Raw genomic sequence first — 26609 nt, forward strand, 5'->3', positions numbered from 1 at the left:
AAAACCGATCAGCCAATCAAAAAAACTACATGCGGAACACGCCGAACTTCATGTCGCCAATCGGCGCATTGAGGCTGGCGGAAAGACCAAGGCCCAGCACGGTGCGCGTCTGCGCCGGGTCGATGACGCCATCGTCCCAGAGCCGCGCGCTGGCGTAGTACGGATGCCCCTGGCGCTCGTACTGGTCGCGGATCGGCGCCTTGAACGCTTCTTCGTCGTCGGCGCTCCACTGGCCGCCCTTTGCTTCGATACCGTCGCGGCGCACCGTGGCCAGCACGCTGGCCGCCTGCTCGCCGCCCATCACCGAGATGCGCGCGTTCGGCCACATCCACAGGAAGCGCGGCGAATAGGCGCGGCCGCACATGCCGTAGTTGCCGGCGCCGAACGAGCCGCCGATGATGACCGTGAACTTGGGCACCTGGGCGGTGGCCACGGCCGTCACCATCTTGGCGCCGTTGCGGGCGATGCCTTCGTTCTCGTACTTGCGGCCCACCATGAAGCCGGTGATGTTCTGCAGGAACACCAGCGGGATCTTGCGCTGGCAGCACAGTTCGATGAAGTGCGCGCCCTTGAGCGCCGACTCCGAGAACAGGATGCCGTTGTTGGCGATGATGCCCACCGGGTAGCCCCAGATCCGCGCGAAGCCGCAGACCAGCGTGGTGCCGTAGCGCGCCTTGAATTCGTCGAATTCCGATGCATCGACGATGCGCGCGATGACCTCGCGCACGTCGTACGGCTTGCGCGTGTCGGTGGGGATCACGCCATAGAGTTCTTCCACCGGGTACAGCGGCTCCTGGGGTTCGTGCAGGCGGATCTGGTCCGGCTTGCGGCGGTTCAGGTGCTGCACGATATTGCGGGCCAGGCTCAGCGCATGGTGGTCGTTCTGCGCAAAGTAGTCGGCCACGCCGGACAGCCGCGTATGCACGTCGGCACCGCCCAGGTCTTCGGCGCTGACTTCCTCGCCCGTGGCGGCCTTCACCAGCGGCGGGCCGCCCAGGAAGATCGTGCCCTGGTTCTTCACGATGATCGACTCGTCGCTCATCGCCGGCACATAGGCGCCGCCGGCCGTGCACGAGCCCATCACCACGGCGATCTGCGGGATGCCCTTGGCCGACAGGTTCGCCTGGTTGTAGAAGATGCGGCCGAAGTGGTCGCGGTCGGGGAACACGTCGTCCTGGTTCGGCAGGTTCGCGCCGCCGGAGTCCACCAGGTAGATGCACGGCAGGTTGTTCTGCTCGGCGATCTCCTGCGCCCGCACGTGCTTCTTGACCGTCATCGGGTAGTAGGTGCCGCCCTTGACCGTGGCGTCGTTGCAGACGATCACGCACTCCTGGCCGGCCACGCGGCCGATGCCGGTGATGACGCCCGCGCCCGGGGCGGCATTGTCGTACATGTCGTACGCGGCCAGTTGCGACAGCTCCAGGAACGGCGTGCCCGGATCGAGCAGTTGCTGCACGCGGTCGCGCGGCAGCAGCTTGCCACGGCCCAGGTGCTTGGCGCGGGCGTCCTCGCCGCCGCCTTCGGCCAGCCTGGCGATCTTCTGCCTGAGGTCGGCCACCAGCGCCTGCATGGCCTCGGCATTGGCCTTGAACGATTCCGAGCGTGCGTTCAGTTTGGTTTCCAGCGTGGGCATGTCTCTTCCTGTGTTCTCTTGCTTGTCGTGCCAGTTCAGCCGGTAACGTGCGCCGCGCGGGCGCCGCACGTCATTCCTTTCCTTCCTGTTCCTTCAGGTCGCCATCCACGTAGAGCCAGCGGGCCGGGGTGCCGGGCTCGCGCGGCTCGAAGACGAAGCGGCTCAGCTCTTCCAGCCGGTGCGCGCGCCCGCCCACCTTGTAGCGCGCCACGAAGGCCACCGTGGCGTGCGTGTCGTCCTGCTGCGCGTGGGACTTCACCGTCAGCCCGAGCCAGCGCGTGCCGGCATCGGCCGACAGGTCCTCCGGACACGTCGACACATGCCAGGTCTGGCGCAGCCAGCTTTCGTCGCCCAGCACATAGGCGCTGTAGCGCGAGCGCATCAGCGCCTCGGCCGTGGGCGGCACCGCCTCGCCGCGATGAAAACGGCCGCAGCATGTGGCGTAGGCGCCGTTGCCGCACGGGCAAGGCTCCACGCCGGCACCGGACTGGCGCTTTCTTGTCATGCGATCAGCTCCGGCAGGTCGCGCATGTCGGTGAAGATGGTCTTTACGCCCGCTGCCCGGAGTTCGTCGGCGTCGGTGCGCGCGGCATAGCCGAACACGGTCATGCCCGCCGCCACGCCGGCGGTGGCGCCGGTGGGGCTGTCTTCCACCACGGCGCAGCGCGACGGTTCCACGCCCATCGTGCGTGCGGCCAGCAGGTAGACGTCCGGCGCGGGCTTGCTGTGCTCGACTTCGGTGGCCGAGAAGATGTGCTCGCGCTGGTCGTGCGGATCGACGAACAGCCCCAGCAGGTCGGTATGCGTCAGCTGGAGCTTGACCTTGATGCGGTCCGCGCCCGATGCCACGCACACCGGCAGGCCGCTTGCCTTGATTGCCTCGATCGTCTGGCGGATATGCGGCACCGCTTCCAGTTCCTCGATCAGCGCGGCATCGCGGCGCACGAACCATTCGGACAGGAAATTGCGCGGCAGCGGCTTGCCGAGCCGCGCCTCGATATTGCCAAGCTCGTCGCGCACCGCGCGGCCGAGGAACCACTTCATCGATTCCTCCAGCGTGATCTCGATGCCAAGCTCGTTGAGCACGCGGTTCAGCACGCGATGGACGATCGGCTCGCTGTCGACGAGCACGCCGTCACAGTCGAAGATCACGCAATCGAAGCGTGCGGCCTGGTTTGCTGCGGTCATGCGGGTTTCTTTTCCTTGTTGAGTTCGTTGCCGCCGACGGCGCGCAGTTCGGTCTGCCGCCGGCTTTTCAGGTGGGCCTCGATCTGATCGAAACGGTCGAAGCCCCAGAACGGTTCGCCGTCGATGATCACGAACGGCGAGCCAAATACGCCCTTGGCCATCGCCACGTCGATCTCGGCCTTGAGCTGGTCCTTGATCGGGTAGCTCGTGGCGCCTTCGTTCATCGCCACCGGATCGACGCCCAGCGCCTCGGCCAGCTTCGCCAGTTCGGCCGGCTCCGCGATGTTCAGGTCGTCGACGAACAGCGCGCGGTACACCGCCTTGGCAAACGCGGCCGCCAGGTCGGCGCCGTGGTGGTTCTGCAGCCACAGCATGGCGCGGGCGGCGTGCTGCGTCGGCAGCGGGAAGTGCGTCGGGCGCTTGTACTCGATGCCGTGGAACTGCGCGGTGCGCTCGAAATCGCGCCAGCAGTACTCGCCCTTGAGCGGAATCGACGGCAGCGGCGACGAGCCGGTGGTCTTGAACACCACGCCCAGCAGCACCGGATGCCACATCACACCCCGGCCATACTTCTGGGCCAGTTCGTCGATGCGGGTGCTGGCGAAGTAGCCGTAGGGCGAGGAAAAGTCGAAGTAGAAATCGATCGGTGCGGTCATCGCGGGTGGCTCCGGTTCAGGGGGCGACGGTTTGGGGGAACGGCTGGTCTGTCATCCAAGCGCGCGGGCGATCAGAATCTTCTGGATGTCGCTGGTGCCTTCGTAGATCTGGCACACCCGCACATCCCGATAGATCCGCTCGACCGGGAAATCGTTCACATAGCCGTAGCCGCCGAACACCTGGATGGCGTCCGAGCAGACGCGCTCGGCCATTTCACTGGCGAACAGCTTGGCCATGGCGGCCTCCTTCAGGCAGGGCCGGCCGGCGTCCTTGAGCGATGCCGCGTGCCACACCATCTGCCGCGCCACGTCAATCCGGGTGGCCATGTCGGCCAGGCGGAACTGCACGGCCTGGTGCTGGAACAGCGGCTGGCCGAAGCTCTCGCGCTCCTTGGCATAGGCCAGCGCGGCGTCAAACGCGGCGCGCGCCATGCCGATGCTCTGCGACGCGATGCCGATGCGGCCGCCTTCCAGCCCCGACAGCGCCATCTTGTAGCCGGCGCCTTCCTCGCCCAGCAGGCAGTCGGCCGGAATGCGGCAGTCCTCGAACACGATCTGCGCCGTATCGGACGAATGCTGTCCGAGCTTGTCTTCCAGACGGGCGACGATGTAGCCCGGCGTGCGGGTCGGCACCAGGAAGGCGCTGATGCCACGCTTGCCGGCCGCCTTGTCGGTCACAGCCATCACGATCGCCACGTCGGCATGCTTGCCGCTGGTGATGAACTGCTTCACGCCGTTCAGCACGTAGTGATCGCCATCGCGCGTGGCCGTGGTGCGCAGCGCCGAGGCATCGGAGCCCACATGCGGCTCGGTCAGGCAGAACGCGCCCAGCATCTCGCCACGGGCCAGCGGCACCAGCCAACGCTGCTTCTGCGCGTCGTTGGCGAAGGCCATCAGCATGCTGCACACCGGGCAGTTGTTGACGCTGATGACGGTGGACGTGCCGCCGTCGCCGGCCGCGATCTCTTCCAGGATCAGCGCCAGCGACAGGTAGTCGAGCCCCGCGCCGCCCAGTGCCTCGGGCACCGCCACGCCGTAGGCGCCCAGGCGGGCCAGTTCCTTGTGCACGTCCTTGGGAAAGGTCTTGTCGCGGTCCCACTGGGCCGCCTGCGGCGCGATGACTTCCTGCGCGAACTGCCGCACGGCGTCGCGGATCATTTCCTGCTCGGGGGTCAGCAGCATGAGCGTCGGTCCTTACCAGGGGATGGTCGTGCCATCGTAGTTGTGGAAGCTGCCGTTGTCGTTGTGCGTCAGGCCAGCCAGCGTGCGGCGCATGCCGGCCACACTCTGCTGCGGCGTCAGGTCGGCGTTCGGGCCGCCCATGTCGGTCTGCACCCAGCCCGGATGCAGCGCCACGCAGATCGCGTGGCGGGCATCCAGCGACACGCCCTTGAGCACCGCGTTGGCCGCCGCCTTGCTGACGCGGTACATCCACGCGCCATTGCTGTCCATGCCGCCGATACTGCCCATCTTCGACGACAGGACGGCCAGCACGCCGCCCCGGCCGTGGTTGCCGGTCTCGACGAACGGCAGCAGCAGCGGCAGCGCCATCATCGGCCCCAGCACGTTGGTGTGCATCACGGCGTCGAATTCGGGCTGGGCGATGGGCTGCGCGCCCTCGGTGCGCGGGCCGATCACGCCGGCGTTGTAGATCGCCACGTCGAACGACTCGCCATCGAGCTTCCAGCCCAGCCCCGCCACCGCACCGGCGTCGGTCAGGTCAAGCTGGTGGGCTTCGGCGCCCAGCGCCTTGAGCGCCGCCACGCCGTCGGCGCTGCGCGCGGCAGCCACCACGCGCCAGCCATCGGCACGGTACTGCCGGACGAATTCAAGGCCGAGACCCCGGGAAGCCCCAAGGATGAGCGCGGCAGGCATGGCGAGACTCCTTCTCGTTGTCGTTTGCTGTGGCGTGTGTCGATCAGACGATTTCGATGCCGACGGCCGTGGCCTCGCCCCCGCCGATGCACAGGCTGGCCACGCCGCGCTTGCCGCCGGTCTTGCGCAGCGCGCCGATCAGCGTGGTCATGATGCGCGCGCCCGAGGCGCCGATCGGATGGCCCAATGCGCAGGCCCCGCCATGGATATTGACCTTGTCATGCGGAATCTTGAGGTCGTGCATGGCAGCCATCGGTACGACGGCGAACGCTTCGTTGATCTCGAACAGGTCCACGCTGTCGGTGGTCCAGTCCAGCTTGCGGTACAGCTTGGCGATGGCCTCCACCGGCGCGGTCGTGAACCAGCCCGGCGCCTGTGCGTGCGACGTATGGCCCAGCATGCGCGCGACCGGCACCAGGCCCAGCTGCTTCGCGGTGGATTCGCGCATCATCACCAGCGCGGCGGCGCCATCGTTGATCGACGAAGACGAGGCGGCGGTGATCGTGCCGTCCTTGGCAAAGGCCGGCTTCAGCGACGGAATCTTGTCCACCTTGATGCGGCGCGGGCCTTCGTCGGTATCGATGACCGTGTCGCCGCCCTTGCCCGACACCGTGACCGGGGTAATCTCCCAGCGGAAATCGCCGCCCTCGGTGGCACGCTGGGCGCGGCGCACCGATTCCATCGCGAAGGCATCCTGCTGCGCGCGCGTGAACTGGTACTTGGCGGCACAGTCCTCGCCGAAGGTGCCCATGGCGCGGCCCTTGTCGTAGGCGTCTTCCAGCCCGTCCAGCATCATGTGGTCGTAGATCATGCCGTGGCCGATGCGATAGCCGCCCCGGCCCTTCGGAATCAGGTACGGCGCGTTGGTCATGCTTTCCATGCCGCCGGCCACGGCGATGTCGAACGAGCCGGCCAGCAGGCCGTCGTAGACCGACATGGCCGCGCGCATGCCCGAGCCGCACATCTTGTTGACCGTGGTACAGGCGACGTCCAGCGGCAGACCCGCGCCCAGCGCCGCCTGGCGGGCCGGCGCCTGCCCCTGCCCGGCCGGCAGCACGCAACCGAATACCACTTCCTGCACCTGCTCCGGCTTGATGCCGGCCCGCTCCACCGCCGCGCGGATGGCGGCGGCGCCAAGCTGCGGCGCGGTCAGACTGCTCAGTTCGCTCTGGAACGCACCCATCGGGGTGCGCGCCGCGGAAACGATGACGATCGGGTCGTTCGGGTGTTGCATGTCTGTGTCTCCTCGAAGCAGGTGGGCTTCAGTCGTAGTACTTCAGCGAATCGATGCTTGTGGCGGATCGCCGTATTGCTGCAGGGCCGCGGCAATCTGCGTCTGCAGTTCCTCGTTGCTGCTGGCGGCCATGCCCAGGTCGCGCAGCAGGCCGTCGGACACGCCGTAGATCCAGCCGTGCACCGTCACCTGCTGCCCCCGGTCCCAGGCGTCCTGCAGCACGGTGGTCTGGCAGATGTTGTTGACCTGCTCGATCACGTTCAGCTCGCACAGGCGCGTGTGGGCGTCGTCCTCGCGCAGCACGGTGCCCAGGTAGGCCGAATGCTTGTCGGCCACGTCCTGCACGTGGCGCAGCCAGTTGTCGCACAGGCCCACGCGCTCGCGCTTGAGCGCCACCTTCACGCCGCCGCAGCCATAGTGGCCCACCACGGTGATGTGGCGCACCTTCAGCACTTCCACGGCGAACTGGATCACCGACAGCGCGTTCAGGTCGCTGTGCGAGATCACATTGGCGATATTGCGATGTACGAACACCTCGCCCGGTGCCAGGCCCAGGATCTGGTTGGCGGGCACGCGCGAATCGGAGCAGCCGATCCACAGGTATTCGGGCGCCTGCTGGTTGGCCAGGCGCGTGAAGAATGTCGGGTCTTCCGCGTTGACGCGATCCACCCACTCGCGATTGTTGCGGAACAATTGGGCGATGGCATCACTCATGCTGCCCTCCTTGCGTCGTCGGTTGGAGCTGCGCCGTAGCGATGGATGAAGCGTTCTTGTTGTGGATAGGCAAAGAAGTCATGTACATGGCCGGCCAGCAGCCGGTCCTTGTGTTGCTGCCACATGGCGGCGTCAAAGAAATCGGAATGGTGCCGCAGGAACGCGGCCCGCACGCGCGGGTCCCCCAGCAGGAACGTGCGATAGGTCTCCGGGAAGATGTCGTGCGGATGTACGGTGTACCACACCTCGCCGGACATTTCCTCTTCCTCGTTGCGCGGCTCGGGCACGCGGCGGATATTGCAGTCGGTCAGGTACTCGATTTCGTCGTAGTCGTAGAACACCACGCGGCCGTGCCGGGTGACGCCGAAGTTCTTGTAGAGCATGTCGCCCGGGAAGATGTTCGCGGCGATCAGCTCCTTGATGGCGTCGCCATATTCCCGGATGCCGTGGTCCACCTGGGCGTCGGTGCCTTCGTGCAACCAGATGTTCAGCGGGGTCATGCGCCGTTCGATATACAGGTGGCGCACCACGATTTCGTCGCTGCCGTCGCTGCTGCGCTGGTATTCGAGCATCGACGGCACGTGCCGGGTCAGCTCGCGCAGCAGCGCATCGTCAAAGCGCGACAGCGGGAACGCCACGTTCGAGTATTCGAGCGTGTCGGCCATGCGGCCCACGCGGTCGTGCTGCTTCACGAGCTGGTACTTCGATTTCACAAGCGCGCGCGTGGTTTCCTTGGGCGGCGGAAATGCATCGCGGATCACCTTGAACACGTAGGGGAACGACGGCAGCGTGAACACCAGCATCACCAGCCCCTGGATGCCGGGCGCCACGACGAACTTGTCCGACGAATGCTGCAGATGGTGCAGGAAGTCGCGGTAGAACAGGTTCTTGCCTTGCTTCTGCAGGCCCAGCGACGTGTAGATCTCGGCGCGCGACTTGCGCGGCAGCAGGTCGGCCAGGAAGGTCACGTAGGCCGACGGGATTTCCATGTCGACCAGGAAATAGGCATGCGCGAACGAGAACAGCACCAGCAGCTGTTCCGGGCGCAGCAGCACGGTGTCGAGGACCAGCTTGCCGGACGGCCCGTGGATCACCGGAATCGCCATCGGATAGGTCTGGTCGCCGTTCAGCACCCGGCCGATGATGAACGCGGTCTTGTTGCGGAAGAACAGCGACGACAGCGTATGCACCTGGAAATTGGGCGCCACGCGGAATTCGCCGGCATGCGCGTCGAGCGCGCGCAGGACATAGCCGACGTCGCGCTTCAGGTCCTCGAACGGCGTATCGAGCTGGAAATTGTGGACGATCCGCTCGAAGCAGGCGGCCATGCCCTCGCGGCTGCCCGGGTAGTAGGCCCGGTAGGTCGGCCGGGTGGGCGATTCCTCGTTCTCGATGTACTCGGTCGAGACGGCCGGACGCACGAAGATGAAGTCGTTGTTGAAGTACGACCGGTGCAGGATGCGCGTGCAGACCGAATTGAAGAACGTCTCGGCCAGTTCGGGCTGGTGGTGGTTGGTCAGCAGGCCGATGTAGTGCAGCTTGATCTGCTGCCAGATATCGTCGTCGAGCTGCTCGGCGTCGTATTCGTCCTGCAGCGTCACCACGGCCTCGTGCACCCGGTCGTTGTAGAACGCGATGCGGTCGCGCTGCAGCGCCTGCAGCCCGTGCCAGTCGCTGGCCTCGAAACGCGCCTTGGCCGTGACGCCGGCCTCGCGGAACAGCCGGTAGTGCTTGTCGAATCCGTCGAGCAGGGTCCGCGCCACATCGTAGGCAATCTGCGAGGCGAGCAGCTTGGGGAAGTGGGACATGACGCGAAGGTTCCGGACGGGCGCGAGAGACGGCTGGCAGTCGAAATTGTAACGGCGTTCGGGAGCGACCCCCGGGAGTCATCCACGAACGCCTTATGAGGCACTTTCTGCGTTCTACCTCGGTTTACATCGTCTCCGCGAACAGTTCGCGGCCAATCAGCATGCGGCGGATTTCCGATGTACCGGCGCCGATCTCGTACAGCTTGGCATCGCGCCACAGGCGGCCCACCGGATATTCGTTGATATAGCCGTTGCCGCCCAGGATCTGCACCGATTCGCCAGCCATCCAGGTCGCCTTCTCGGCCGTGTACAGGATGACGGCCGCGCAGTCCTTGCGCACCTGGCGCACGTGGTCGGTGCCCAGGGCGTCGAGGTTCTTGCCCACCGTGTACAGGTAGCTGCGGGCGGCCTGCAGCGTCGTGTACATGTCGGCCACCTTGCCCTGGATCAGCTGGAATTCGCCGATACTCTGGCCGAACTGCTTGCGGTCGTGGATATACGGCGTGACCACGTCCATGCAGGCCTGCATGATGCCGACCGGCCCGCCCGACAGCACGGCGCGCTCGTAGTCCAGCCCGCTCATCAGCACCTTGGCGCCGCCGTTTTCGGCCCCGAGGATGTTTTCCACCGGCACCTCCACGTCCTGGAACACCAGTTCGCCGGTGTGCGACCCGCGCATGCCGAGCTTGTCGAGCTTCTGCGCCACCGAGAACCCCTTCATGCCCTTTTCGACGATGAAGGCGGTCATGCCGCGCGCGCCCAGGTCGGGTTCGGTCTTGGCGTAGACCACCAGCACGTCGCAGTCCGGGCCGTTGGTGATCCACATCTTGGTGCCGTTCAGCACGAAGCGGTCGCCCTTGAAGTCGGCGCGCAGCTTCATGCTGACCACGTCGGACCCGGCGTTCGGCTCGCTCATGGCCAACGCGCCAATCCATTCGCCCGACACCAGCCTGGGCAGGTACTTTGCCTTCTGCGCGGCCGTGCCATTGCGGTGGATCTGGTTCACGCACAGGTTCGAGTGGGCGCCGTACGACAGGCCCACCGACGCCGATGCGCGGCTGATTTCCTCCATCGCGATCATGTGGGCCAGGTAGCCCATATTGGCGCCGCCGTACTCCTCGGCCACGGTGATGCCCAGCACGCCCAGGTCGCCCATCTTCTTCCAGGCGTCCATCGGAAACTGGTCGGTCCGGTCGATCTCGCCAGCGCGCGGCGCCAGTTCGGCCTGGGCCCAGCTACGCACCGATTCGCGCAGCATTTCGATGTCTTCGCCAAGGTCGAATTTGAGGCCGGGAAGTTCGGTCATGGTGTGGTCTCCTGGTTCTGTCGCTGGGTCTGTCTCTGTCGCCGGTTCTGTCGCCAGTGCGGTCGCGGTCGGCGCAAGGTTCGGTATCGGGATGTCGGGAGCTATTTTATTGACGTTTACGTAAACGTCAATTGGCGTTGCCACGAAGTGTCGGCTTCGCGGCGGGATCAGGCCGTGTGGGTGTGGCCCGTGTCATGGTGTGCCGCCAGCAGCGCCTTGCACTGGCGTTCGTGCTGGTCGATCTCGGCCAGCTGGGCCTGGAGGTCGTCGAGCTGCCGCTCCAGCGTGCCGCGATGCTGGGCCAGCAGGTGCAGGAAGCGTTCAAGCTGCGGGGCGGTGTCACGCGGCGACTCGTAGAGATCCAGAATTTCGCGGATTTCATTGAGAGTAAGCCCTAACCTTTTGCCACGCAGCGTGAGCTTCAGGCGCGTGCGCTCGCGGCCGTTGTAGACGCGTTTGCGGCCGCTGGGGCCTTCCCGGTCCGGCGACAGCAGGCCCTGGTCCTCGTAGAAGCGGATCGCGCGCGGCGTCACTTCGAATTCGCGCGCAAGATCGGTAATCGTGTAGGTGGCGGAAGATGGCTGAGCCGACATATGGCGTCCTGCAAAAATGAACGGTCGTTCGCGGATTCGTTGCATCATCAACTTTTTCGTCTAAGATGACGTGCATGGCTTGCGAATTGACGTTAACGTTAGCGTCAACTGTCGCGCATGACAATCCGAACAAGAGCGTGCCGGCCGAGTACGCCGCTATCGACGAGACAAACCCCATGAACGCACTCGAACATCAGCTCCAATATCCGTTTGGCGACACCATGCCCGAACCCGGCACGCGCCAGGAAGTCGCGCCGGGCGTGTACTGGCTGCGCATGCCGCTGCCTTTCGCGCTGGCTCACATCAACCTGTGGCTGCTGCGCGACCGCATCGACGGCCGGGACGGCTGGACCATCGTCGATTGCGGGATCACCAACGACACCATCCAGGCGCACTGGGAAACCATCTTCGCCAATGAGCTGGAAGGCCTGCCCGTGCTGCGGGTGCTGGTCACGCACTGCCACCCCGACCACGTCGGCCTGGCGCACTGGATCTGCAAGCGGTGGGATGTGCGGCTGTGGATGAGCCTGGGCGACTACATGTCGGCCCGCGTGATGGCAGGCGGCTCGGGCGTCGGTTCCAATGCCGGCGGCGACTTCGCGGCCAGCCACTTCGCGCGCCATGGACTGACCGACCCCGACAATCTCGAAAAGCTGCGGGCCCGCAAGAGCTACTACCCGTCGCTGGTGCCGGACCTGCCGACCCAGTACCGCCGCCTGATGGACGGCGACACCGTCCAGATCGGCGCCGATCCGGCCAGCGCGGCGTGGCGCGTGATCACGGGCTACGGCCACGCCCCCGAACATGTGGCGCTGTACAACGCGGCCACCAACGTGCTGATCTCGGGCGATATGGTGCTGCCTCGTATTTCGACGAATGTCAGCGTGTTCGACATGGAGCCCGAGGCCAATCCGCTGCAGCGCTATGTCGATTCGCTGGGCAAGTACCTCGATCTGCCCGAAGACGTGCTGATCCTGCCGTCGCACGGCCGGCCGTTCCGCAATCTCCACACGCGGATCCAGCAACTGCGCGAACACCATGTCGACCGCCTGGCCGAGACGCTGGCCGCCTGCGCCGAGAAACCGTGCAACGCGCACGACATCGTCGGCGTGATCTTCCGCCGCCAGTTCGACATCCACCAGCTGACATTCGCGATGGGCGAGGCGCTGGCGCACCTGCACGCGCTGTGGCATCGCGGCGAACTGGTGCGGCAGGTGGGCGACGACGGCGTCATCCGCTTTACGAAGGCCTAGAACCCTTCCGCCAGCGTCTTCAGGTAGCGCGCGCCGGCCACGGCGCGGCTGCCGTACCACGACAGCATCTCGCCATCCACCAGCAGCACCGGCTTGCCGATCTGCCGCTCCAGCGCGTCGGCGTGGTCCTCGGTGAAGCGGTACGGCTCGGTGGACAGCAGCACGGCGTCCAGGTCGCGCACCAGCGCATCGCTCCAGCGGAAGGTCGGATACCGGTCGCCAGCCGCGTTGGGCCGGCTGCAATCGCCATCGACACACACCTGCGGCGTGGCGTCCGGCCAGGTGGCCCAGTTCACCAGCGCCAGCATCTGGCTGATATAGGTATCGCGCGACACCGTCATCCACGGGTCCTGCCAGATTGCGTAGAGCACCCGCCGCGCGGGCCATGGGCGGCTGCGCAATGCATCGAGCCCGGCCCGCAGGTCGGCCGCCAGCCGGTCCGCCTCGGCCTGCCGCCCGAAGATGCCGCCCAGCAGCGCGTAAAGCGCGAAGTTGTCCGCGGGCCGGCACGGATGGGTGACGATCACATGCGGCACGAAGCTTCGGATATCGTCCACGGTCTCGCGCCGGTTCTCGTCGATATTGACGATCACATGCGTCGGCGCCAGCGCGCGCAGGCGGTCGAGCTTGACGTCCTTGGTGCCGCCCACCTTCGCTACCGCGCGGACTGCCGGTTCCGGATGGATGCAGAAGCCGGTGCGCGCCACGATCTGGTCAGCCAGCCCCAGGTCGAACAGCAATTCGGTGATGGACGGCACCAGCGACGCGATGCGCACGGCGCCTTCGGCCGGGCCGTGAGACTGGCCAACCGCATCGGTCCACATCATGCGCGCCTGGACTGCCGCGGCTTGCGCGGCGCGCGCCGAAACAGCGCGTCGTAGAGCCAGCGCGGCATCACGTGCAGCAGCGACGCCACCACGCCCATCTGCCACGGAATCACCGCAAAGCGCGTACCGGCGCCGATCTTGCGCACGGCCTTCTGCGCAAACACGTCGGCGTCCATCAGGAATGGCATCTTGTACGGGTTATGCGCGGTCATCGGCGTGCGGATGTAGCCCGGCGCGATCGTCACCACGCGAATCCGCTCGCGCGACTGTTCCAGCCGCAAGCTTTCCAGCAGCTTGATCACGGCCGATTTCGATGCGCTGTACGCGCCGCCCCCCGGCAGGCCGCGCACGCCCGCCACGCTGGCAATGCCGACCAGCGTGCCGCGCCAGCCGTCCGGCCCGACCGGCTGCGCGCGCATCGGCGCCAGAAATGGCTGAAATGTGGTCAGCGTGCCAAACCAGTTGGTATCCATCACCGTGCGGAAGACTTCCAGGTCTTCGCGCTCGCTGGCGACGGTGCCCACCGAGACACCGGCGTTGGCGACGACCACGTCAGGGCATCCGACATTGGCCAGGAAGTCGGACGCCGCCGCGTTCATGGCGTCGGCGTCGCGGACATCGACGGCGTAGATGCGCACGGCGGCGGGATCGGGCAGGCTGGCGGCAAAGGCGCGAAGCGCGTCCTCACGTCGGCCCACCAGGCCAAGCGTCGCGCCCTGTTCGGCATAGGCGCGCGCCAGGGCCTGGCCAATGCCGCTGGACGCGCCGGTCAGGAAGATTTTCTGGGGGTTCATGGGTGCGAATATAGCGCGGGTGGCCGTCGAGAGGCCGGCGCGTCAAGGTGCCGGAAGCGCCAGAAGCAAAACAGCCCGGTGCATCGGCTGCACCGGGCTGTTGGTATCGATCCGGCCGGGACGGCGGTCGATCAGAGCTTCTTGTCGCGCACGCCGGTGACCAGGAAGTCCATGGCCTGGACGGCGGCGGACTTGGTGCCGGCGATCGACGGCGAGGTCTCGTACTTGCCCTGCACCACCACGGTCGGCACGCCATCGATCTTGTAGGCGTCGGCGATCTTGTTGGCGCGCTGCGCGGCGGTGGTCACCGAGAACGAGTTGTAGGTGTCCAGCCACTGCTTGCGGTCGATGCCGTTGGCGGCCATGAAATCGGCGATGTCATCGGGGGTCAGCAGGCGCTTGCGCTGCTTGTGGATGGCGTCGAACACCTTGGTGTGCATGGCATCGACCTTGCCCAGCGACTCCAGCGCATAGAAGATCTTCGTATGCGGCAGCAGGTCGTCGCGGAAGGCCACCGGCACGCGTTTGAACACCACGTCCTTGCCCTGCTTCTTGACCCAGGCTTCCAGCTCGGGCTCGAAATCGTAGCAGTGCGGGCAGCCGTACCAGAAGAACTCGGTCACCTCGATCTTGCCGGCCGGCACCGGCTGCGGGGCTTTCAGAACCGTGTAGTCCTTGCCTTCGGTCGGCGCGGCCATGGCGGCGGGCGCGGACATCAGCAGGCCGCCTACGGCGGCAGCGGTGGCGATCAGTGCGGCGATTTTCTTCATGTCAGAAGGGCCTTACGGGTTGAACGTGCTCGACGAGCGATGGGATAGCGTCTAAGACCGGGGCGGCGGCACATGGTTCGCGCCAGCCCGCCCCGGACAGAATATTTCGCCGGATTACTGCTTCGTGAAACGGATCACCGAAGCGTCGAAGCCGGCCGACTGCAGGCGGTCGCGCGCACGGTTCATGTCTTCGATCCGGTTGAACGGCCCCAGCCGGACGCGGTACATCTTGACGCCGTTGACGTCGCGGTCGGTCACCTTGGCCTCGAAGCCCTGCATGGCCAGGTTGGCCTTCTGGCGGTCGGCGTCGTCCTGGGAGCGGAACGCGCCCACCTGCAGCAGGTAGCCCACCTTGTTGGCATCGGCCTGGGCAATCTCGGCGATGGGGTCGGCCACCGGCTTTTCGGCCGGACGCGCGGCGGGCTTTTCGGCCGGCTTCTCGGCCGGCTTGCTGGCCACCGCGCCATTGCTGGCGGGCGCCTCGGCCGGACGGCTGGTGGCCACGGGCGGCTGTGCGGCCGGCTGTTCGGGCTGGCCCACCGGCTTGGCGGGCGTCTTGCTCCACAGCGGCTTGTTCGGATCGGCCGGCTCGGCGCCCGGCTGGGCCTGTTGCGCCTGCTGGGTCGGGTTGGGCAGCGTGCTGGCCACGTTGCCGGGCTCGGTCGGACGCGGCGCCGGGCCGCTGTTGCCATTGCCCTTGAACGGCGCGGGCGACTTGGTGATGTACAGCGCGATGACCACGGCTATGGCCAGGCCGACGATCAGCCCGAGCACCAGGCCCAGGAACGTGCCGCCACGCTGCGTCTGGCGATGGCGGACGGCGCGCGGGGCGCGCTTTGCATTGTGTTGCATGGAGTCCTCTTCGGTGTTGCCGGGGATTATAGAGCCAGTCCGATGACGCGCAGTTCAGGCCGCGGGCGTTTCCTGCTCGGGGGCACGGTCCATCCGTTGCGGCGCCGATACGCCGATCACGGCCAGGCCGTTCTTGAGCACCTGCCGGGTGGCCGCCAGCAGCGCCAGGCGGGCGCGCTTGACCGTTTCATCGTCCACCAGCACGCGGTCGGCGTTGTAGAACGCGTGGAAGTCGCCCGCCAGGTCGCGCAGGTAGAACGCCACCGCGTGCGGCGCCAGTTCGCCGGCGGCGGCGGCCAGCATGTCCGGGAACTCGGCCAGGCGGCGGCCCAGCGCGATGGCCTGCGGGCTCACGTCGGCGGCGGTCACGGCCGCCAGGTCCACGCTGGCCAGTTCCGGCAGGCGCGCCTCCCAGTCGGCGCCGCCCCAGGCCTCGAAGATCGAGCAGATGCGCGCGTGGGCGTACTGCACGTAGTACACCGGGTTCTCGTCGTTCTGCTTCAGCGCCAGGTCCACGTCGAACACGAATTCGGTGTCGGCCTTGCGCGACAGCAGGAAGAAGCGCACGGCGTCGCGCCCGCGCGTGAAGTGCGCCGGCCAGTCGGCCACGCCGGCTTCCAGGCAGCCGCGGATGGTCTCGTCGCCGCCGTTGCTCCATTCGATCAGGTCGCGCACGGTCACGTACGAGCCGGCGCGCTTGGAGATCTTCACCTCCTCGCCGTTCTTCATCACGGTGACCATCTTGTGCAGCACGTAGTCGGGGTAGCCCTGCGGGATGCCGATATCCAGGCCCTGCAGGCCGGCGCGCACGCGGGCGATGGTGCCATGGTGGTCGCTGCCCTGCACGTTGATGACCTTGGCGAAGCCGCGCTCCCACTTGGTGGTGTGGTAGGCCACGTCCGGCACGAAGTACGTATAGGTGCCGTCGCTCTTCTTCATGACGCGGTCCTTGTCGTCGCCGTCGTCGGTCGTGCGCAGCCACAGCGCGCCTTCGCTCTCGTACGTCTTGCCGCGGCCGATCAGCGACTGCACGGCGGCTTCCACGCGGCCGTCGCTGTACAGCGACGATTCCAGGTAGTAGCGGTCGAACTTCACGCCGAACGCCTGCAGGTCGATGTCCTGCTCGTTGCGCAGGTAGGTCACGGCAAACTTGCGGATCGACTCCAGATCCTCGACGTTGCCCGACGCCGTCACGGGCTCGCCGTCCGATGCCGAGACCGTCTTGCCGGCCAGGAAGTCGGCGGCGATGTCGGCGATGTAGTCGCCGTTGTAGGCCGATTCGGGCCAGCCCGCGTCGCCCGGCTTCAGCCCGCGCGCCCGTGCCTGGACCGACACCGCCAGGGTGTGGATCTGCACGCCGGCGTCGTTGTAATAGAACTCGCGATGGACCTTCCAGCCCTGCCAGGCCAGCAGGTTGGCCAGCGCGTCGCCCAGCGCGGCCTGGCGGCCGTGGCCGACATGCAGCGGGCCGGTCGGGTTGGCCGACACGAACTCCACCAGCACCTGGCCATGCTCGCCGGCCGGACGGGCCCCGTAGCGGTCACCGTCGCCCAGCACCGCGCGCAGCACCTCGGCGCGGGCCGCCGGGCTCAGGCGCAGGTTGATGAAGCCGGGACCGGCGATCTCCAGCGCCGCCACCAACGCCGATGCGCGCGGATCGGCGGCAACCGCGTCCACCACCTTCTGCGCCAGTTCGCGCGGGTTGGTCTTCAGTGCCTTGGCCACCTGCATGGCGATGTTGCACGCCAGATCGCCGTGAGCCGCCTGCTTGGGGCGCTCGAACGTGACCGCGGGCAGGGCGGCGTCGGCCGGGGCGAGCGCGCGTACGGCATCGGTGAATGCGGCGGCGAGTTGGGAGGTCTGAACAGGCAGCATGGATGTCTGGGCCTTCGAAAGCGGAAATGCCGCCGGGGCTCGGGCGGGCCAAAAAGTGAAGGCCCCGCCCCGTGCGCCGGCAGTGGAAATCGGGAAACGCGGAATTTTATCAGGTGCTATGCTGACATCATGCGACGACCTCTGCGCCCCGCGCCACCCATGTCGCCACTCGTGAAAGGAAACATCATGCTGATCACCTTCAAATCCCACGCGGCGCAAGACCTGATCATGATGAAGGATCTTGCCATCACGCTGCTTGGCATCATCGGCAAGCATCTGGGCGAACGTGGGGTGATCACGACCGAGGAATTGCCGGCGGCAATCCGCAAGCTGGAAGCCGCCGTCCAGGACGCCAGGAAGGTCCACCCGGCCGACACCACGATACACCCGGGCCCGGAAGACGACCGGGAAGAGGAGCCCCTGCACCTGGGGCAGCGCGCCTACCCGTTCCTGGACATGCTGCGCCTGTCGCAGAAGGAAGGCTCCGACGTGATGTGGGGCGTCTGAGCCCGCATCGCCGCCACCCCCGGCCTGATCGTCAGCCCCACCGGCGCGCCATGCGCGACGCCGGTACGCGTCGCCGAACGGCGGCCCGTCCGCGCCGCCCGCCCCGACTTGCCTCCCCGCAGAAAGCAAACTGAAAGGTTGTCGCCATCGATGGGTGGCGCGCAAAAAAAAGAACCCGGACACCGCTTGGTGCCCGGGCGTCCCGGATCAGGGATATATCCGGAAAGGGGGTTGCTGCAGGGGTAAGGGGAGAGACCCTTGAACGTTTTGTTCTGCCTGCGTATCCCTGGGGCGCCGGCGACCTGGGCCGCCAGCCGCCGGTGATCTATTCGCCGTTGCGCCGGCCGGCCAGCAGCAGGCCGATACAGGCGCCAACCAGCGCGGCCACGCCGACCGCCTTCAGTGGCGAATCCACCACGCGCTGCCGGCCGTGGTCGACGGCCACATCCACCTGATCGCGTGCCCAGTGCATGCCGTCGAGGCTGCGATCGCGAACGCGGCCGCTCAGCTCCTGCGCGCGGGCCCGCAGGCGACGGCCAGCGGCCATGCCTTCGGCGGAGCCTTCGTGCGCCAGCACGTCGATCGTTTGCTGCAGTTGCGCGATCAGCGCCTTGACCTCGCCCGACACCGGCCCGACCGCATCGCGGGTATCACGCGCGGCATTCCGGATCTGGCGCACAGCCGAATCGGCGCTGTCCTGCAAATGATTGATTTCCTTGCGGATCTTTGGATTCTGCGTGAGCATGGGTACTCCTATGTCCAGTCCCTGGCGGAGTTGCCCGCCGGTCCCCCGGTCAGGCAACGCGTGCTGCTGCGCTTACCGTCGACGCACCAGCCCCATTACCGCGGCGACCAGCGCCACGACCAGGAAGATAAAGAACAGGATCTTCGCGATTTCCACCGCGCCGGCCGCAATACCACCAAAGCCGAAAAGCGCCGCCACCAGGGCGACAATGAAAAAGACGAGTGCGTAGTACAGCATGACCAGTCTCCCGAGGTTAGCGAGCACACCCGCCTGGCGGCCGGTGCTGCGTTCGGCTTGCGCCACGGTGCGCAAGCTCATAGCCTCATCGTAGGGTTCCACCCTTGGACCGCACACCGATTCGAGACCGATTCAGATGTCAGCCAAGTCCTACAGCGCGCGCCGCTTCGCGCCGGATGCGGTACGCCAGCCGCCCGGGTACGATTGACCGCACCATGACGATGTGATTCCATGGCCGCTCTTCCGCCCCGGCGCGGCGGCGCATCCACCAGCAACCTCCGATGGCCAAGCATTCCCTACTCCTGAGAAACACCCTGCTGCTCGCCGGCGGCATCGTGCTGACACTGGCCGTGCTGATTGCGTCGGAGACCGGCAACCTGCGCCTGCGCGAGGGCTACACCGAAGCCATCCGCTCGCAGCAGCTGCAAAGCGACCTGGGCGAGCTGATCGCCGAACTGGTCAACGCCGAGGCCGGCCAGCGCGGATACCTGCTGACCGGCAAGGAAAGCTACCTCGACCCGTACTACAAGGCGCTGCCCCATATCAGCGAACTGATGTCGCGCATCCGCCAGCACTACGCCAATGATCCGGAAGGGCTGCGCCAGTTCGGCGAGGCGTCGCAGTTCGTCACGCGCAAGCTCAACGAGATGGCGCTGACGCTGGTCTATGGCAAGCGCGACGTCGATGTGGCGCTGGACATGATTCGCACCGACTTCGGCAAGCAGACCATGGAAAGCGCGCGGCGCGGCCTGGAACACCTGCAGGTGCGCGAATCGGGCACGGTCACCCACAACCTCGAAGCGGCCGAGCACGACCTGCAGCTGTCGCGCTACGGCATCGGGCTGCTGACGGCCATCAACATCCTGCTGCTGGTGGCCGTGGGCATGGGCCATCAGCGCCGCATGACGATGGCCGAGGCCGCGCGCGAACAACTGGAAGAGGAAAGCGCGCGGCTGGATCGCAAGGTGCGCGCGCGCACGCGCCAGCTGTCCGCGCTGGCGGCCCACCTGCAGCGCGTGACCGAGGACGAAAAGACGCGGCTGTCGCGCGAACTGCACGACGAACTGGGCGCCATCCTGACCGCCATCAAGCTCGACCTGCACTGGGTGAAGATGCGGGTGCAGCAGACACACCCCGAGGCGCGCGACAAGATCACGCGCGTGATGCAGCATGCCGACCAGGCCATCCAGATCAAGCGCCGGCTGATCGAAGACCTGCGGCCCACGGTGCTGCTGAACCTGGGGCTGCGCGAGGCCATCGTGCAGCAGGTGGAAGACGTGGGCGCCCGCAACCAGTGGGAAACCCAGGTCGACCTGCCCGAGTCGCTGCCGCCGCTGCGCGACAACGCCGCCATCGCGCTGTACCGGATCGTGCAGGAATCGCTGAATAACGCCAGCAAGTACGCTGAGGCCCGGCATATCTCGGTGTCGCTGGCCTGCACGCCGCAGCAGCTGACGCTGACCATCCGCGACGACGGCCGCGGCCTGCCGCCCGATTTCGACGCGGGCAGCACCGCCGGCCATCATGGGCTACTGGGGATGGAACAGCGGGTGCTGGCGCTCGGCGGCACGATGCACATCGATTCGGCGCCTGGCCAGGGGGTATCGATCCGCGTCGAGGTGCCGCTGACCACGTCGGTCCTGGCGCCGCCGGAAGAGACCACCGAAATCTGAGTGCCCGGCCAGGGCGGATCCGCAGCCGGGGGCGTGGGCCCGCTTCGTCAAACGGCTATCCACAAGTGCAAGCTAGGAGGCGGAGGTCGCGTAGTCCTCGATCACGCGGAACACCTGTTCCAGTTCGAGCGACTTGTCGAAGAAATAGTCGGCGCCGGCCTCGGCGCATTGACGGCGGTACATCGACACCTGCGCATGGTTGGTGTAGACGATGCGGATGCCGGACAGGCCGGCCTTCTGCATTTCGCGCAGCACGTTGATGCCGTTGCCCTGGCGCAGCTGCAGGTCGACGATCGACACATCGTACCGGCCATGGGTGGCCAGCTTCACCGCCCCGCTCTCGGTATCGGCCCAGTCCACCGACTCGACGAACGGAAAGGCCGTCAGATATTCCAGCAGCATGCCCCGCAAGACTTCGGAGTCCTCGATCAGGAGGACCCGCAGCGAACGGTTCGAGGAGGCCGTGGCTTGCTCCGGCATGGCGCTTGGCACCTGTCAGGCGAAGAAATGGACGATCAACGGTTCTGGCACGAGAAATCCAAGGTCCGCCCTATTCCACGAGCCCGTTCTTGATGGCGTAGTAGGTCAGGTCGGCATTGGTCTTCATGCCCATCTTCTCCAGGATGCGGGAGCGGTAGGTGCTCACGGTTTTCACGCTCAGGAACAGTTCGTCGGCGATCACCGAGACCGACTGGCCGCGTGACAGCTTGCAGAAGATCTGGAATTCGCGCTCGGAAAGCGTCTGGTGCACCGGCTGTTCGGTCGGCTTGTCGAGCCCGCCGATCAGCAGGTCCGCCACGGTGGGGCTCACGTAGCGGCGGCCCTGGGCCACCGTGCGGATGGCCTTTACCAGGTCATCCGGCGCCGATTCCTTGGTCAGATAGCCCGACGCGCCGGCACGGATCAGGTTGATCGCGTACTGGTCTTCGGGATAGGTGGACAGGATCAGCACCGGCAGGTTGGGCAACCGCTGCCGGATCAGCTTCAGCACATCGATGCCGTTTCGGTCCGGCATGGAAATATCGAGTACGAGTACGTCGAACTCGCTGTCGCGCAACTGCGCCATCACTTCGTCGCCGCTGGCGGCTTCGCCCGTCACCTTGATGTCGGGTTCCTCTGAAATGAACTGGCGCAGACCGGCACGCACGATCTCATGATCGTCGGCGATCAAGACGCGGATCATCGGTGTCTCCACGGTGAGGGGGGCGGCCCGCCTGCCGAAGCACGGCCCGGGCCGGTTTCCTGCATTGTAGTGCCGGCGCGACGCCGAATATGTCGGTGTCAGGCTGACATGACGCGCCACGGCGACATCCGCAACCCGGGCCGCGCCGCGCCGCGCGCCGGCGCAGGCGGCCGGAAAATGCTGCAGTGCGACGCGTACCCACGTGACGCTTCCCCCAAATGCAAGACGGACGCCCGAAGGCGTCCGTCAGTCCATTTGCATACTGCCGGGATGGGGCGGTCTGGAGGGGCCCGCCCGCATCCCGTCCGGCGCTTACTGGATCTTGGTGCCGGCGTCCGCGCCGGCTCCGGCATTGGCGCCCAGGTCACCCTTCTTCGACTTGGCCTTGGCGTGGCCGGTGTGCTTGCCCTTGTTTTCCTTGTCGGTCGGGGTCGACGACAGCGAGGTGTCGGCGCCCGACTTCGCACCCAGGCCGGCCTTGCTGCCCGGATCCGCCGAACTCGGGCTGGCCGGGGTCACCGCGCCACCGGCCGCGCCGCCGGCATTCAGCCCGGCATTCGGGCTGGCATTCTGCGAGGTGGCGTTCACGGAGGCGCCGACGCCCGCTTGGGTGCCAACCGAGGCACCAGTGCCTTGGGCCATCGCAAACGACGAGGCGGCAGCAATCGACAGGGCGGACAGGGAGATCAGCAGCTTCTTCATGGGAGAGACTCCTTTACTGAATGCTCCGCAGCGAAACATTCGCTGCGGCATTCACGCGGTGTCACGTGAACTGGGTTCCAGTCTATGGAGCCGCCCCGGGCCGGGTGTGAGCACTTGTCAGCTTCTGTAAGCAGTCGTGAAGACATTGCAAACATGGCCTGCCGATCGCCCCGCACGCCGGCCGGGCAACGATTTCATCGTATTTCCCTTATGTTTCAACGGCCGTCGCCGTGGTTTCGGCAGCGGGCGCGCGCCATAAAAAAACCGGGGCGCCGCTGTTACGCGGCGCCCCGGTCATTGCAACTGCTTACAGCTGCGGCGAAGCTGCTTACAGGTTCGGCGCGAGCGCGCGTTCCAGCGTCGTACGGTCTTCGCCGCGCCGCGCCGCCATGTCGTCCAGCTGGTCCTGGCCAATCTTGCCGACGCTGAAGTACGTCGAGTCAGGGTGCGACAGGTAGAAGCCGCTCACCGACGCGGCCGGCGTCATGGCCAGCGACTCGGTAATGCCCATGCCGATCTCGGCGGCGTCCAGCAATTCGAACATCGGCGCCTTGACCGTGTGCTCCGGGCAGGCCGGATAGCCGGGCGCCGGGCGGATGCCGCGGTACGCCTCGGCGATCAGCTGGTCGTTGTTCAGCGTCTCGGCCGCGTCGTAGCCCCAGAGGTCGGTCCGCACGCGCTGGTGCAGGCATTCGGCAAAGGCCTCGGCCAGCCGGTCGGCCAGCGCCTTGAGCATGATCGCGCTGTAGTCGTCGTGGTCGGCTTCGAACTGTGCTTCCTTCTTGTCCACGCCAATGCCCGCCGTGACCGCGAACACGCCGATGTAGTCCGCCACGCCGCTCGACTTCGGCGCGACGAAGTCGGCCAGGCTGCGGTTCGGACGGCGCACGCCGTCCACCACCGGGCGTTCGCTCTGCTGGCGCAGGTTGTGCCAGGTCAGCGCCACCTTGCTGCGCGACTCGTCCGTGTAGATCTCGATGTCGTCGTCATTGACGGTGTTGGCCGGCAGCAGCGCCATCACGCCGTTGGCGGTCAGCCAGCGGCCCTGGATCAGGCGGGCCAGCATGCTCTTGCCGTCCGAATACACGCGGCGGGCCGACTCTCCGACGATCTCGTCGTTGAGGATGTCCGGGAATTTTCCGGCCAGGTCCCATGTCTGGAAGAACGGGCCCCAGTCGATGAAATTGGCCAGCTCGGACAGGTCGTAGTTGCGGAATACCCGCCGGCCGATGAACTTCGGCTTGGGCGGCACGTAGGTGCTCCAGTCCAGCGGCGTCTTGTTGGCGCGCGCCTCGGCCAGCGACACCATCGGCGTGGCCTTCCGGTTGGCGTGCTGGGCGCGGATGCGGTCGTAGTCGGACTTCAGGTCGTCCAGGTACTTCGCCGCGCCCTCGTCGGACAGCAGGCTCGACGCCACGCTGACCGAGCGCGAGGCATCCGGCACGTAGACCACCGGGCCCTCGTAGTTCGGCGCGATCTTGACTGCCGTGTGCACGCGCGACGTGGTGGCGCCGCCGATCAGCAGCGGAATCTTCTTCACGCGGAAGTAGTCGTCGCGCTGCATCTCCGAGGCCACGTAGGCCATTTCCTCGAGCGACGGCGTGATCAGCCCTGACAGGCCGACGATGTCCGCACCCTCGACCTTGGCCCGCGCCAGGATCTCGTTGCACGGCACCATCACGCCCATGTTCACCACTTCGAAGTTGTTGCACTGGAGCACCACCGACACGATGTTCTTGCCGATGTCGTGCACGTCGCCCTTCACGGTGGCGATCACGATCTTGCCGCGTGCGCGCACGTCGCCGCCGGCCTCGGCCAGCAGGCGCTTTTCTTCCTCGATGAACGGCAGCAGATGCGCCACGGCCTGCTTCATCACGCGGGCGCTCTTGACCACCTGCGGCAGGAACATCTTGCCCGCGCCGAACAGGTCGCCGACGATGTTCATGCCGTCCATCAGCGGGCCCTCGATCACCTCGATCGGGCGGCCGCCGCGCGCCGCCACCTGCTGGCGCACTTCCTCGGTGTCCTCGACGATGAACGTGGTGATGCCGTGCACCAGTGCATGGGCCAGACGCTCGCCCACCGGCACCGGCGCCTCTGGCGTGCCGCGCCAGGCCAGGTTCTCTTCCTTCTTCTGGCCGCCGCCCTTGAAGCGGTCGGCAATCTCCAGCAGACGGTCGGTGGCGTCGTCGCGGCGGTTCAGCACCACGTCTTCCACGCGCTCGCGCAGTTCCGGGTCCAGCTGGTCGTACACGCCAAGCTGGCCGGCGTTGACGATGCCCATGTCCATGCCCGCTTCGATCGCGTGGTACAGGAACACGGTGTGGATGGCCTCGCGCACCGTGTCATTGCCGCGGAACGAGAACGACACGTTCGACACGCCGCCGCTCACCTTGGCGTAGGGCAGGTTCTGCTTGATCCAGCGCGTGGCTTCGATGAAGTCCACCGCGTAGTTGTTGTGTTCCTCGATACCCGTGGCCACCGCGAAGATGTTCGGGTCGAAGATGATGTCCTCGGGCGGGAATCCCACCTCGTTCACCAGCACGTCGTAGCTGCGCTTGCAGATCTCGGTCTTGCGCTCGAAGGTGTCGGCCTGGCCTTTTTCGTCGAAGGCCATCACCACGCTGGCAGCGCCATAGCGACGGATCAGCGTGGCGTGGTGGCGGAACTGCTCCTCGCCTTCCTTGAGCGAGATCGAGTTCACCACGGCCTTGCCCTGCACGCACTGCAGGCCGGCCTCGATCACGTCCCACTTCGACGAATCGATCATGATCGGCACGCGCGCGATGTCGGGCTCCGACGCGATCAGGTTCAGGAACCGGACCATCGCCGCCTTGGAATCGAGCATCGCCTCGTCCATGTTGATGTCGATGATCTGGGCGCCGTTTTCGACCTGCTGGCGGGCCACGGCCAGCGCCTCGTCGAACTGGCCGTTCAGGATCATGCGGGCGAATGCCTTGGAACCGGTGACGTTGGTGCGCTCGCCGACGTTGACGAACAGCGTGTCGTCATCGATCAGGAACGGCTCCAGGCCGGACAGGCGCATCGGACGCGGGGGCAGCTTGCTCTGGCTCATGATGTGTCTTCTCTAATGCTCGGTGCGTACGATGTGTTCAGGCGGCCTGTTCGGCGTCTTCGCGATACTGGCCCGGCCAGGCACGCGGCGTCTTGTCGGCCACGCGGCGGGCGATGGCGGCGATGTGGTCGGGCGTGGTGCCGCAGCAGCCGCCCACCAGGTTCACCAGGCCCGAGGCGGCGAATTCCTCCACCAGCGCGGACGTGACATCGGGCGTTTCGTCGAAGCCCGTGTCGCTCATCGGATTCGGCAGGCCGGCGTTCGGATAGCACGACACCGCGGCGTCGCACACCTTGGCCAGCTCGGCGATGTACGGGCGCATCAGCGTGGCGCCCAGCGCGCAGTTCAGGCCGAACGTGACCGGCCTGGCATGGCGCAGGCTGTTCCAGAACGCTTCCACGGTCTGGCCCGACAGGATGCGGCCCGACGCGTCGGTCACGGTGCCCGAGATCATCACGGGCACACGCTCGCCGGTGTCCTCGAACAGCTGGTCGATCGCGAACAGCGCGGCCTTGGCGTTCAGCGTGTCGAAGATCGTCTCGACCAGGAACACATCGGCGCCGCCTTCGAGCAGCGCCTTGCCCTGTTCGTAATACGAATCGCGCAGTTCCTCGAAGGTGATATTGCGCGCGCCGGGGTCGTTGACGTCGGGGCTGATGCTGGCCGTCTTCGGCGTGGGGCCGAATGCGCCGGCCACGAAGCGCGGCTTCTCGGGCGTGCTGTACTTGTCGCAGGCGGCGCGCGCCAGGCGGGCCGCCTCGACGTTCATCTCGTACGCCAGCGACGCCATCTTGTAGTCTTCCTGCGCCACGCCCGTGGCACCGAAGGTATTGGTCTCGATCAGGTCGGCGCCGGCGGCCAGGTACTGCTCGTGGATCTCGCTGATGACCTGCGGACGCGTCAGCAGCAGCAGTTCGTTGTTGCCCTTCACATCGACCGGATGGTCGGCGAAACGCGTGCCACGGTACTCGGCCTCGCCCAGCTTGTAGCGCTGGATCATCGTGCCCATGGCGCCGTCGAGAATCAGGATGCGTTCACGCAGCAGCCGGGGCAGGCTGGCGGCCCGGGTATAGGGGCGGGGGGCGGAATGGACTGCGCTCATGGTGGG

The 26609-nt window shown here is 66.5% G+C and carries 26 protein-coding genes; 3 read left to right on the forward strand and 23 right to left on the reverse strand.

Going from position 1 to position 26609, the window contains the following annotated elements; translation table 11 throughout:
• Positions 1–25: 25 nt before the first annotated feature.
• The 11 genes from AC24R4_RS15950 to AC24R4_RS16000 all read right to left on the reverse strand — a co-directional run bounded on the left by AC24R4_RS15950 (position 26) and on the right by AC24R4_RS16000 (position 11007).
• Entirely contained in the window at positions 26–1633 is a 1608-nt protein-coding gene (locus AC24R4_RS15950) for a carboxyl transferase domain-containing protein (RefSeq protein WP_400392452.1), read from the reverse strand.
• A 70-nt stretch (positions 1634–1703) separates the two neighbouring features.
• Entirely contained in the window at positions 1704–2138 is a 435-nt protein-coding gene (locus AC24R4_RS15955; RefSeq protein WP_400392450.1) for a YchJ family protein, read from the reverse strand.
• Positions 2135–2821 (reverse strand): HAD family hydrolase, encoded by a 687-nt coding sequence (locus AC24R4_RS15960; protein WP_400392447.1) that lies wholly within the window; start codon positions 2819–2821, stop codon positions 2135–2137. Before AC24R4_RS15960 ends, AC24R4_RS15955 begins: the two co-directional genes overlap by 4 nt.
• Positions 2818–3477, reverse strand: coding sequence for a 2-hydroxychromene-2-carboxylate isomerase (locus tag AC24R4_RS15965; protein WP_400392444.1), 660 nt, complete (start codon positions 3475–3477; stop codon positions 2818–2820). The genes AC24R4_RS15960 and AC24R4_RS15965 overlap by 4 nt, the downstream gene beginning before the upstream one ends.
• Before the next feature lie 51 nt (positions 3478–3528).
• Positions 3529–4659 carry an acyl-CoA dehydrogenase family protein gene (locus AC24R4_RS15970; RefSeq protein WP_400392441.1) on the reverse strand — a complete coding sequence of 377 codons (1131 nt, stop codon included), beginning with the start codon at positions 4657–4659 and terminating at the stop codon, positions 3529–3531.
• A gap of 12 nt (positions 4660–4671) precedes the next feature.
• Complete coding sequence (locus AC24R4_RS15975) at positions 4672–5352, reverse strand: SDR family oxidoreductase (RefSeq protein ID WP_400392438.1); 681 nt, start codon at positions 5350–5352, stop codon at positions 4672–4674.
• Positions 5353–5395: 43 nt separating this feature from the next.
• Entirely contained in the window at positions 5396–6586 is a 1191-nt protein-coding gene (locus tag AC24R4_RS15980; RefSeq protein WP_400392435.1) for an acetyl-CoA C-acetyltransferase, read from the reverse strand.
• 42 nt (positions 6587–6628) lie between these two features.
• Positions 6629–7300, reverse strand: a complete 672-nt coding sequence (gene can, locus AC24R4_RS15985; protein WP_092600310.1) for a carbonate dehydratase — start codon at positions 7298–7300, stop codon at positions 6629–6631.
• Positions 7297–9108, reverse strand: a complete 1812-nt coding sequence (gene aceK, locus AC24R4_RS15990) for a bifunctional isocitrate dehydrogenase kinase/phosphatase (RefSeq protein WP_400392432.1) — start codon at positions 9106–9108, stop codon at positions 7297–7299. Before aceK ends, can begins: the two co-directional genes overlap by 4 nt.
• A 124-nt stretch (positions 9109–9232) precedes the next feature.
• On the reverse strand, positions 9233–10414 hold the full coding sequence (locus tag AC24R4_RS15995; protein WP_153946144.1) for an isovaleryl-CoA dehydrogenase: 1182 nt from the start codon (positions 10412–10414) through the stop codon (positions 9233–9235).
• A gap of 167 nt (positions 10415–10581) precedes the next feature.
• On the reverse strand, positions 10582–11007 hold the full coding sequence (locus tag AC24R4_RS16000; protein WP_400392429.1) for a MerR family transcriptional regulator: 426 nt from the start codon (positions 11005–11007) through the stop codon (positions 10582–10584).
• Between the two features lie 176 nt (positions 11008–11183).
• Between AC24R4_RS16000 and AC24R4_RS16005 the strand changes: the two genes are divergently transcribed.
• Positions 11184–12260 (forward strand): MBL fold metallo-hydrolase, encoded by a 1077-nt coding sequence (locus AC24R4_RS16005; RefSeq protein ID WP_400392426.1) that lies wholly within the window; start codon positions 11184–11186, stop codon positions 12258–12260.
• Here the strand turns inward: AC24R4_RS16005 and AC24R4_RS16010 are convergent.
• The 5 genes from AC24R4_RS16010 to argS form a co-directional block, all read right to left on the reverse strand.
• Positions 12257–13084 carry a helical backbone metal receptor gene (locus tag AC24R4_RS16010; protein WP_400392459.1) on the reverse strand — a complete coding sequence of 276 codons (828 nt, stop codon included), beginning with the start codon at positions 13082–13084 and terminating at the stop codon, positions 12257–12259. The genes AC24R4_RS16005 and AC24R4_RS16010 overlap by 4 nt on opposite strands.
• Positions 13084–13881 (reverse strand): SDR family oxidoreductase, encoded by a 798-nt coding sequence (locus tag AC24R4_RS16015; protein WP_487523338.1) that lies wholly within the window; start codon positions 13879–13881, stop codon positions 13084–13086. The genes AC24R4_RS16010 and AC24R4_RS16015 overlap by 1 nt, the downstream gene beginning before the upstream one ends.
• A gap of 131 nt (positions 13882–14012) precedes the next feature.
• Positions 14013–14651, reverse strand: a complete 639-nt coding sequence (locus AC24R4_RS16020; protein ID WP_400394037.1) for a thiol:disulfide interchange protein DsbA/DsbL — start codon at positions 14649–14651, stop codon at positions 14013–14015.
• Positions 14652–14765: 114 nt separating this feature from the next.
• The gene (locus AC24R4_RS16025; protein ID WP_400394036.1) at positions 14766–15503 is read right to left on the reverse strand and encodes an SPOR domain-containing protein; all 738 of its coding nucleotides are present in this window, start codon (positions 15501–15503) and stop codon (positions 14766–14768) included.
• Positions 15504–15557: 54 nt separating this feature from the next.
• A complete protein-coding gene (gene argS / locus AC24R4_RS16030) occupies positions 15558–17378 on the reverse strand; it encodes an arginine--tRNA ligase (RefSeq protein ID WP_400394035.1) in 1821 nt (606 codons plus the stop codon).
• Between the two features lie 186 nt (positions 17379–17564).
• On the opposite strand from argS, the gene AC24R4_RS16035 reads away from it, so the two are divergent.
• On the forward strand, positions 17565–17885 hold the full coding sequence (locus AC24R4_RS16035; RefSeq protein WP_153946150.1) for a DUF1840 domain-containing protein: 321 nt from the start codon (positions 17565–17567) through the stop codon (positions 17883–17885).
• Positions 17886–18210: 325 nt separating this feature from the next.
• Here AC24R4_RS16035 and AC24R4_RS16040 read toward each other — a convergent pair whose 3' ends face one another.
• Entirely contained in the window at positions 18211–18630 is a 420-nt protein-coding gene (locus AC24R4_RS16040) for a hypothetical protein (protein WP_400394033.1), read from the reverse strand.
• A gap of 72 nt (positions 18631–18702) precedes the next feature.
• Positions 18703–18867 (reverse strand): DUF1328 domain-containing protein, encoded by a 165-nt coding sequence (locus AC24R4_RS16045; protein WP_153946447.1) that lies wholly within the window; start codon positions 18865–18867, stop codon positions 18703–18705.
• A 281-nt stretch (positions 18868–19148) separates the two neighbouring features.
• On the opposite strand from AC24R4_RS16045, the gene AC24R4_RS16050 reads away from it, so the two are divergent.
• A complete protein-coding gene (locus tag AC24R4_RS16050; protein WP_400394032.1) occupies positions 19149–20540 on the forward strand; it encodes a sensor histidine kinase in 1392 nt (463 codons plus the stop codon).
• Between the two features lie 72 nt (positions 20541–20612).
• Here AC24R4_RS16050 and AC24R4_RS16055 read toward each other — a convergent pair whose 3' ends face one another.
• The 5 genes from AC24R4_RS16055 to AC24R4_RS16075 all read right to left on the reverse strand — a co-directional run bounded on the left by AC24R4_RS16055 (position 20613) and on the right by AC24R4_RS16075 (position 26603).
• Complete coding sequence (locus AC24R4_RS16055) at positions 20613–21020, reverse strand: response regulator (protein WP_400394031.1); 408 nt, start codon at positions 21018–21020, stop codon at positions 20613–20615.
• A gap of 70 nt (positions 21021–21090) precedes the next feature.
• On the reverse strand, positions 21091–21723 hold the full coding sequence (locus AC24R4_RS16060; RefSeq protein ID WP_061956399.1) for a response regulator: 633 nt from the start codon (positions 21721–21723) through the stop codon (positions 21091–21093).
• A 312-nt stretch (positions 21724–22035) separates the two neighbouring features.
• Positions 22036–22425 (reverse strand): hypothetical protein, encoded by a 390-nt coding sequence (locus tag AC24R4_RS16065; protein ID WP_487523339.1) that lies wholly within the window; start codon positions 22423–22425, stop codon positions 22036–22038.
• A gap of 328 nt (positions 22426–22753) precedes the next feature.
• A complete protein-coding gene (gene metH, locus AC24R4_RS16070; RefSeq protein ID WP_400394460.1) occupies positions 22754–25501 on the reverse strand; it encodes a methionine synthase in 2748 nt (915 codons plus the stop codon).
• 37 nt (positions 25502–25538) lie between these two features.
• The gene (locus tag AC24R4_RS16075; RefSeq protein ID WP_153946156.1) at positions 25539–26603 is read right to left on the reverse strand and encodes a homocysteine S-methyltransferase family protein; all 1065 of its coding nucleotides are present in this window, start codon (positions 26601–26603) and stop codon (positions 25539–25541) included.
• Between the last annotated feature and the right edge of the window lie 6 nt (positions 26604–26609).

Source organism: Cupriavidus sp. CER-90 (assembly GCF_057652055.1).

Bases quoted from the DNA above. Each gene is read 5' to 3' on its own strand.
- AC24R4_RS16025 (WP_400394036.1), bottom strand. From the start codon at position 15,503: ATGCAACACAATGCAAAGCGCGCCCCGCGCGCCGTCCGCCATCGCCAG.
- AC24R4_RS16035 (WP_153946150.1), top strand. From the start codon at position 17,565: ATGCTGATCACCTTCAAATCCCACGCGGCGCAAGACCTGATCATGATG.
- argS (WP_400394035.1), bottom strand. From the start codon at position 17,378: ATGCTGCCTGTTCAGACCTCCCAACTCGCCGCCGCATTCACCGATGCC.
- aceK (WP_400392432.1), bottom strand. From the start codon at position 9,108: ATGTCCCACTTCCCCAAGCTGCTCGCCTCGCAGATTGCCTACGATGTG.
- AC24R4_RS16045 (WP_153946447.1), bottom strand. From the start codon at position 18,867: ATGCTGTACTACGCACTCGTCTTTTTCATTGTCGCCCTGGTGGCGGCG.
- AC24R4_RS15980 (WP_400392435.1), bottom strand. From the start codon at position 6,586: ATGCAACACCCGAACGACCCGATCGTCATCGTTTCCGCGGCGCGCACC.
- AC24R4_RS15995 (WP_153946144.1), bottom strand. From the start codon at position 10,414: ATGACCGAACTTCCCGGCCTCAAATTCGACCTTGGCGAAGACATCGAA.
- metH (WP_400394460.1), bottom strand. From the start codon at position 25,501: ATGAGCCAGAGCAAGCTGCCCCCGCGTCCGATGCGCCTGTCCGGCCTG.
- AC24R4_RS16020 (WP_400394037.1), bottom strand. From the start codon at position 14,651: ATGAAGAAAATCGCCGCACTGATCGCCACCGCTGCCGCCGTAGGCGGC.
- AC24R4_RS16060 (WP_061956399.1), bottom strand. From the start codon at position 21,723: ATGATCCGCGTCTTGATCGCCGACGATCATGAGATCGTGCGTGCCGGT.
- AC24R4_RS16010 (WP_400392459.1), bottom strand. From the start codon at position 13,084: ATGTGGACCGATGCGGTTGGCCAGTCTCACGGCCCGGCCGAAGGCGCC.
- AC24R4_RS15970 (WP_400392441.1), bottom strand. From the start codon at position 4,659: ATGCTGCTGACCCCCGAGCAGGAAATGATCCGCGACGCCGTGCGGCAG.
- AC24R4_RS16000 (WP_400392429.1), bottom strand. From the start codon at position 11,007: ATGTCGGCTCAGCCATCTTCCGCCACCTACACGATTACCGATCTTGCG.
- AC24R4_RS16005 (WP_400392426.1), top strand. From the start codon at position 11,184: ATGAACGCACTCGAACATCAGCTCCAATATCCGTTTGGCGACACCATG.
- AC24R4_RS16050 (WP_400394032.1), top strand. From the start codon at position 19,149: ATGGCCAAGCATTCCCTACTCCTGAGAAACACCCTGCTGCTCGCCGGC.
- AC24R4_RS15965 (WP_400392444.1), bottom strand. From the start codon at position 3,477: ATGACCGCACCGATCGATTTCTACTTCGACTTTTCCTCGCCCTACGGC.
- AC24R4_RS16015 (WP_487523338.1), bottom strand. From the start codon at position 13,881: ATGAACCCCCAGAAAATCTTCCTGACCGGCGCGTCCAGCGGCATTGGC.
- AC24R4_RS15960 (WP_400392447.1), bottom strand. From the start codon at position 2,821: ATGACCGCAGCAAACCAGGCCGCACGCTTCGATTGCGTGATCTTCGAC.
- AC24R4_RS16075 (WP_153946156.1), bottom strand. From the start codon at position 26,603: ATGAGCGCAGTCCATTCCGCCCCCCGCCCCTATACCCGGGCCGCCAGC.
- AC24R4_RS15955 (WP_400392450.1), bottom strand. From the start codon at position 2,138: ATGACAAGAAAGCGCCAGTCCGGTGCCGGCGTGGAGCCTTGCCCGTGC.
- AC24R4_RS16055 (WP_400394031.1), bottom strand. From the start codon at position 21,020: ATGCCGGAGCAAGCCACGGCCTCCTCGAACCGTTCGCTGCGGGTCCTC.
- AC24R4_RS15975 (WP_400392438.1), bottom strand. From the start codon at position 5,352: ATGCCTGCCGCGCTCATCCTTGGGGCTTCCCGGGGTCTCGGCCTTGAA.
- AC24R4_RS16065 (WP_487523339.1), bottom strand. From the start codon at position 22,425: ATGAAGAAGCTGCTGATCTCCCTGTCCGCCCTGTCGATTGCTGCCGCC.
- can (WP_092600310.1), bottom strand. From the start codon at position 7,300: ATGAGTGATGCCATCGCCCAATTGTTCCGCAACAATCGCGAGTGGGTG.
- AC24R4_RS16040 (WP_400394033.1), bottom strand. From the start codon at position 18,630: ATGCTCACGCAGAATCCAAAGATCCGCAAGGAAATCAATCATTTGCAG.
- AC24R4_RS15950 (WP_400392452.1), bottom strand. From the start codon at position 1,633: ATGCCCACGCTGGAAACCAAACTGAACGCACGCTCGGAATCGTTCAAG.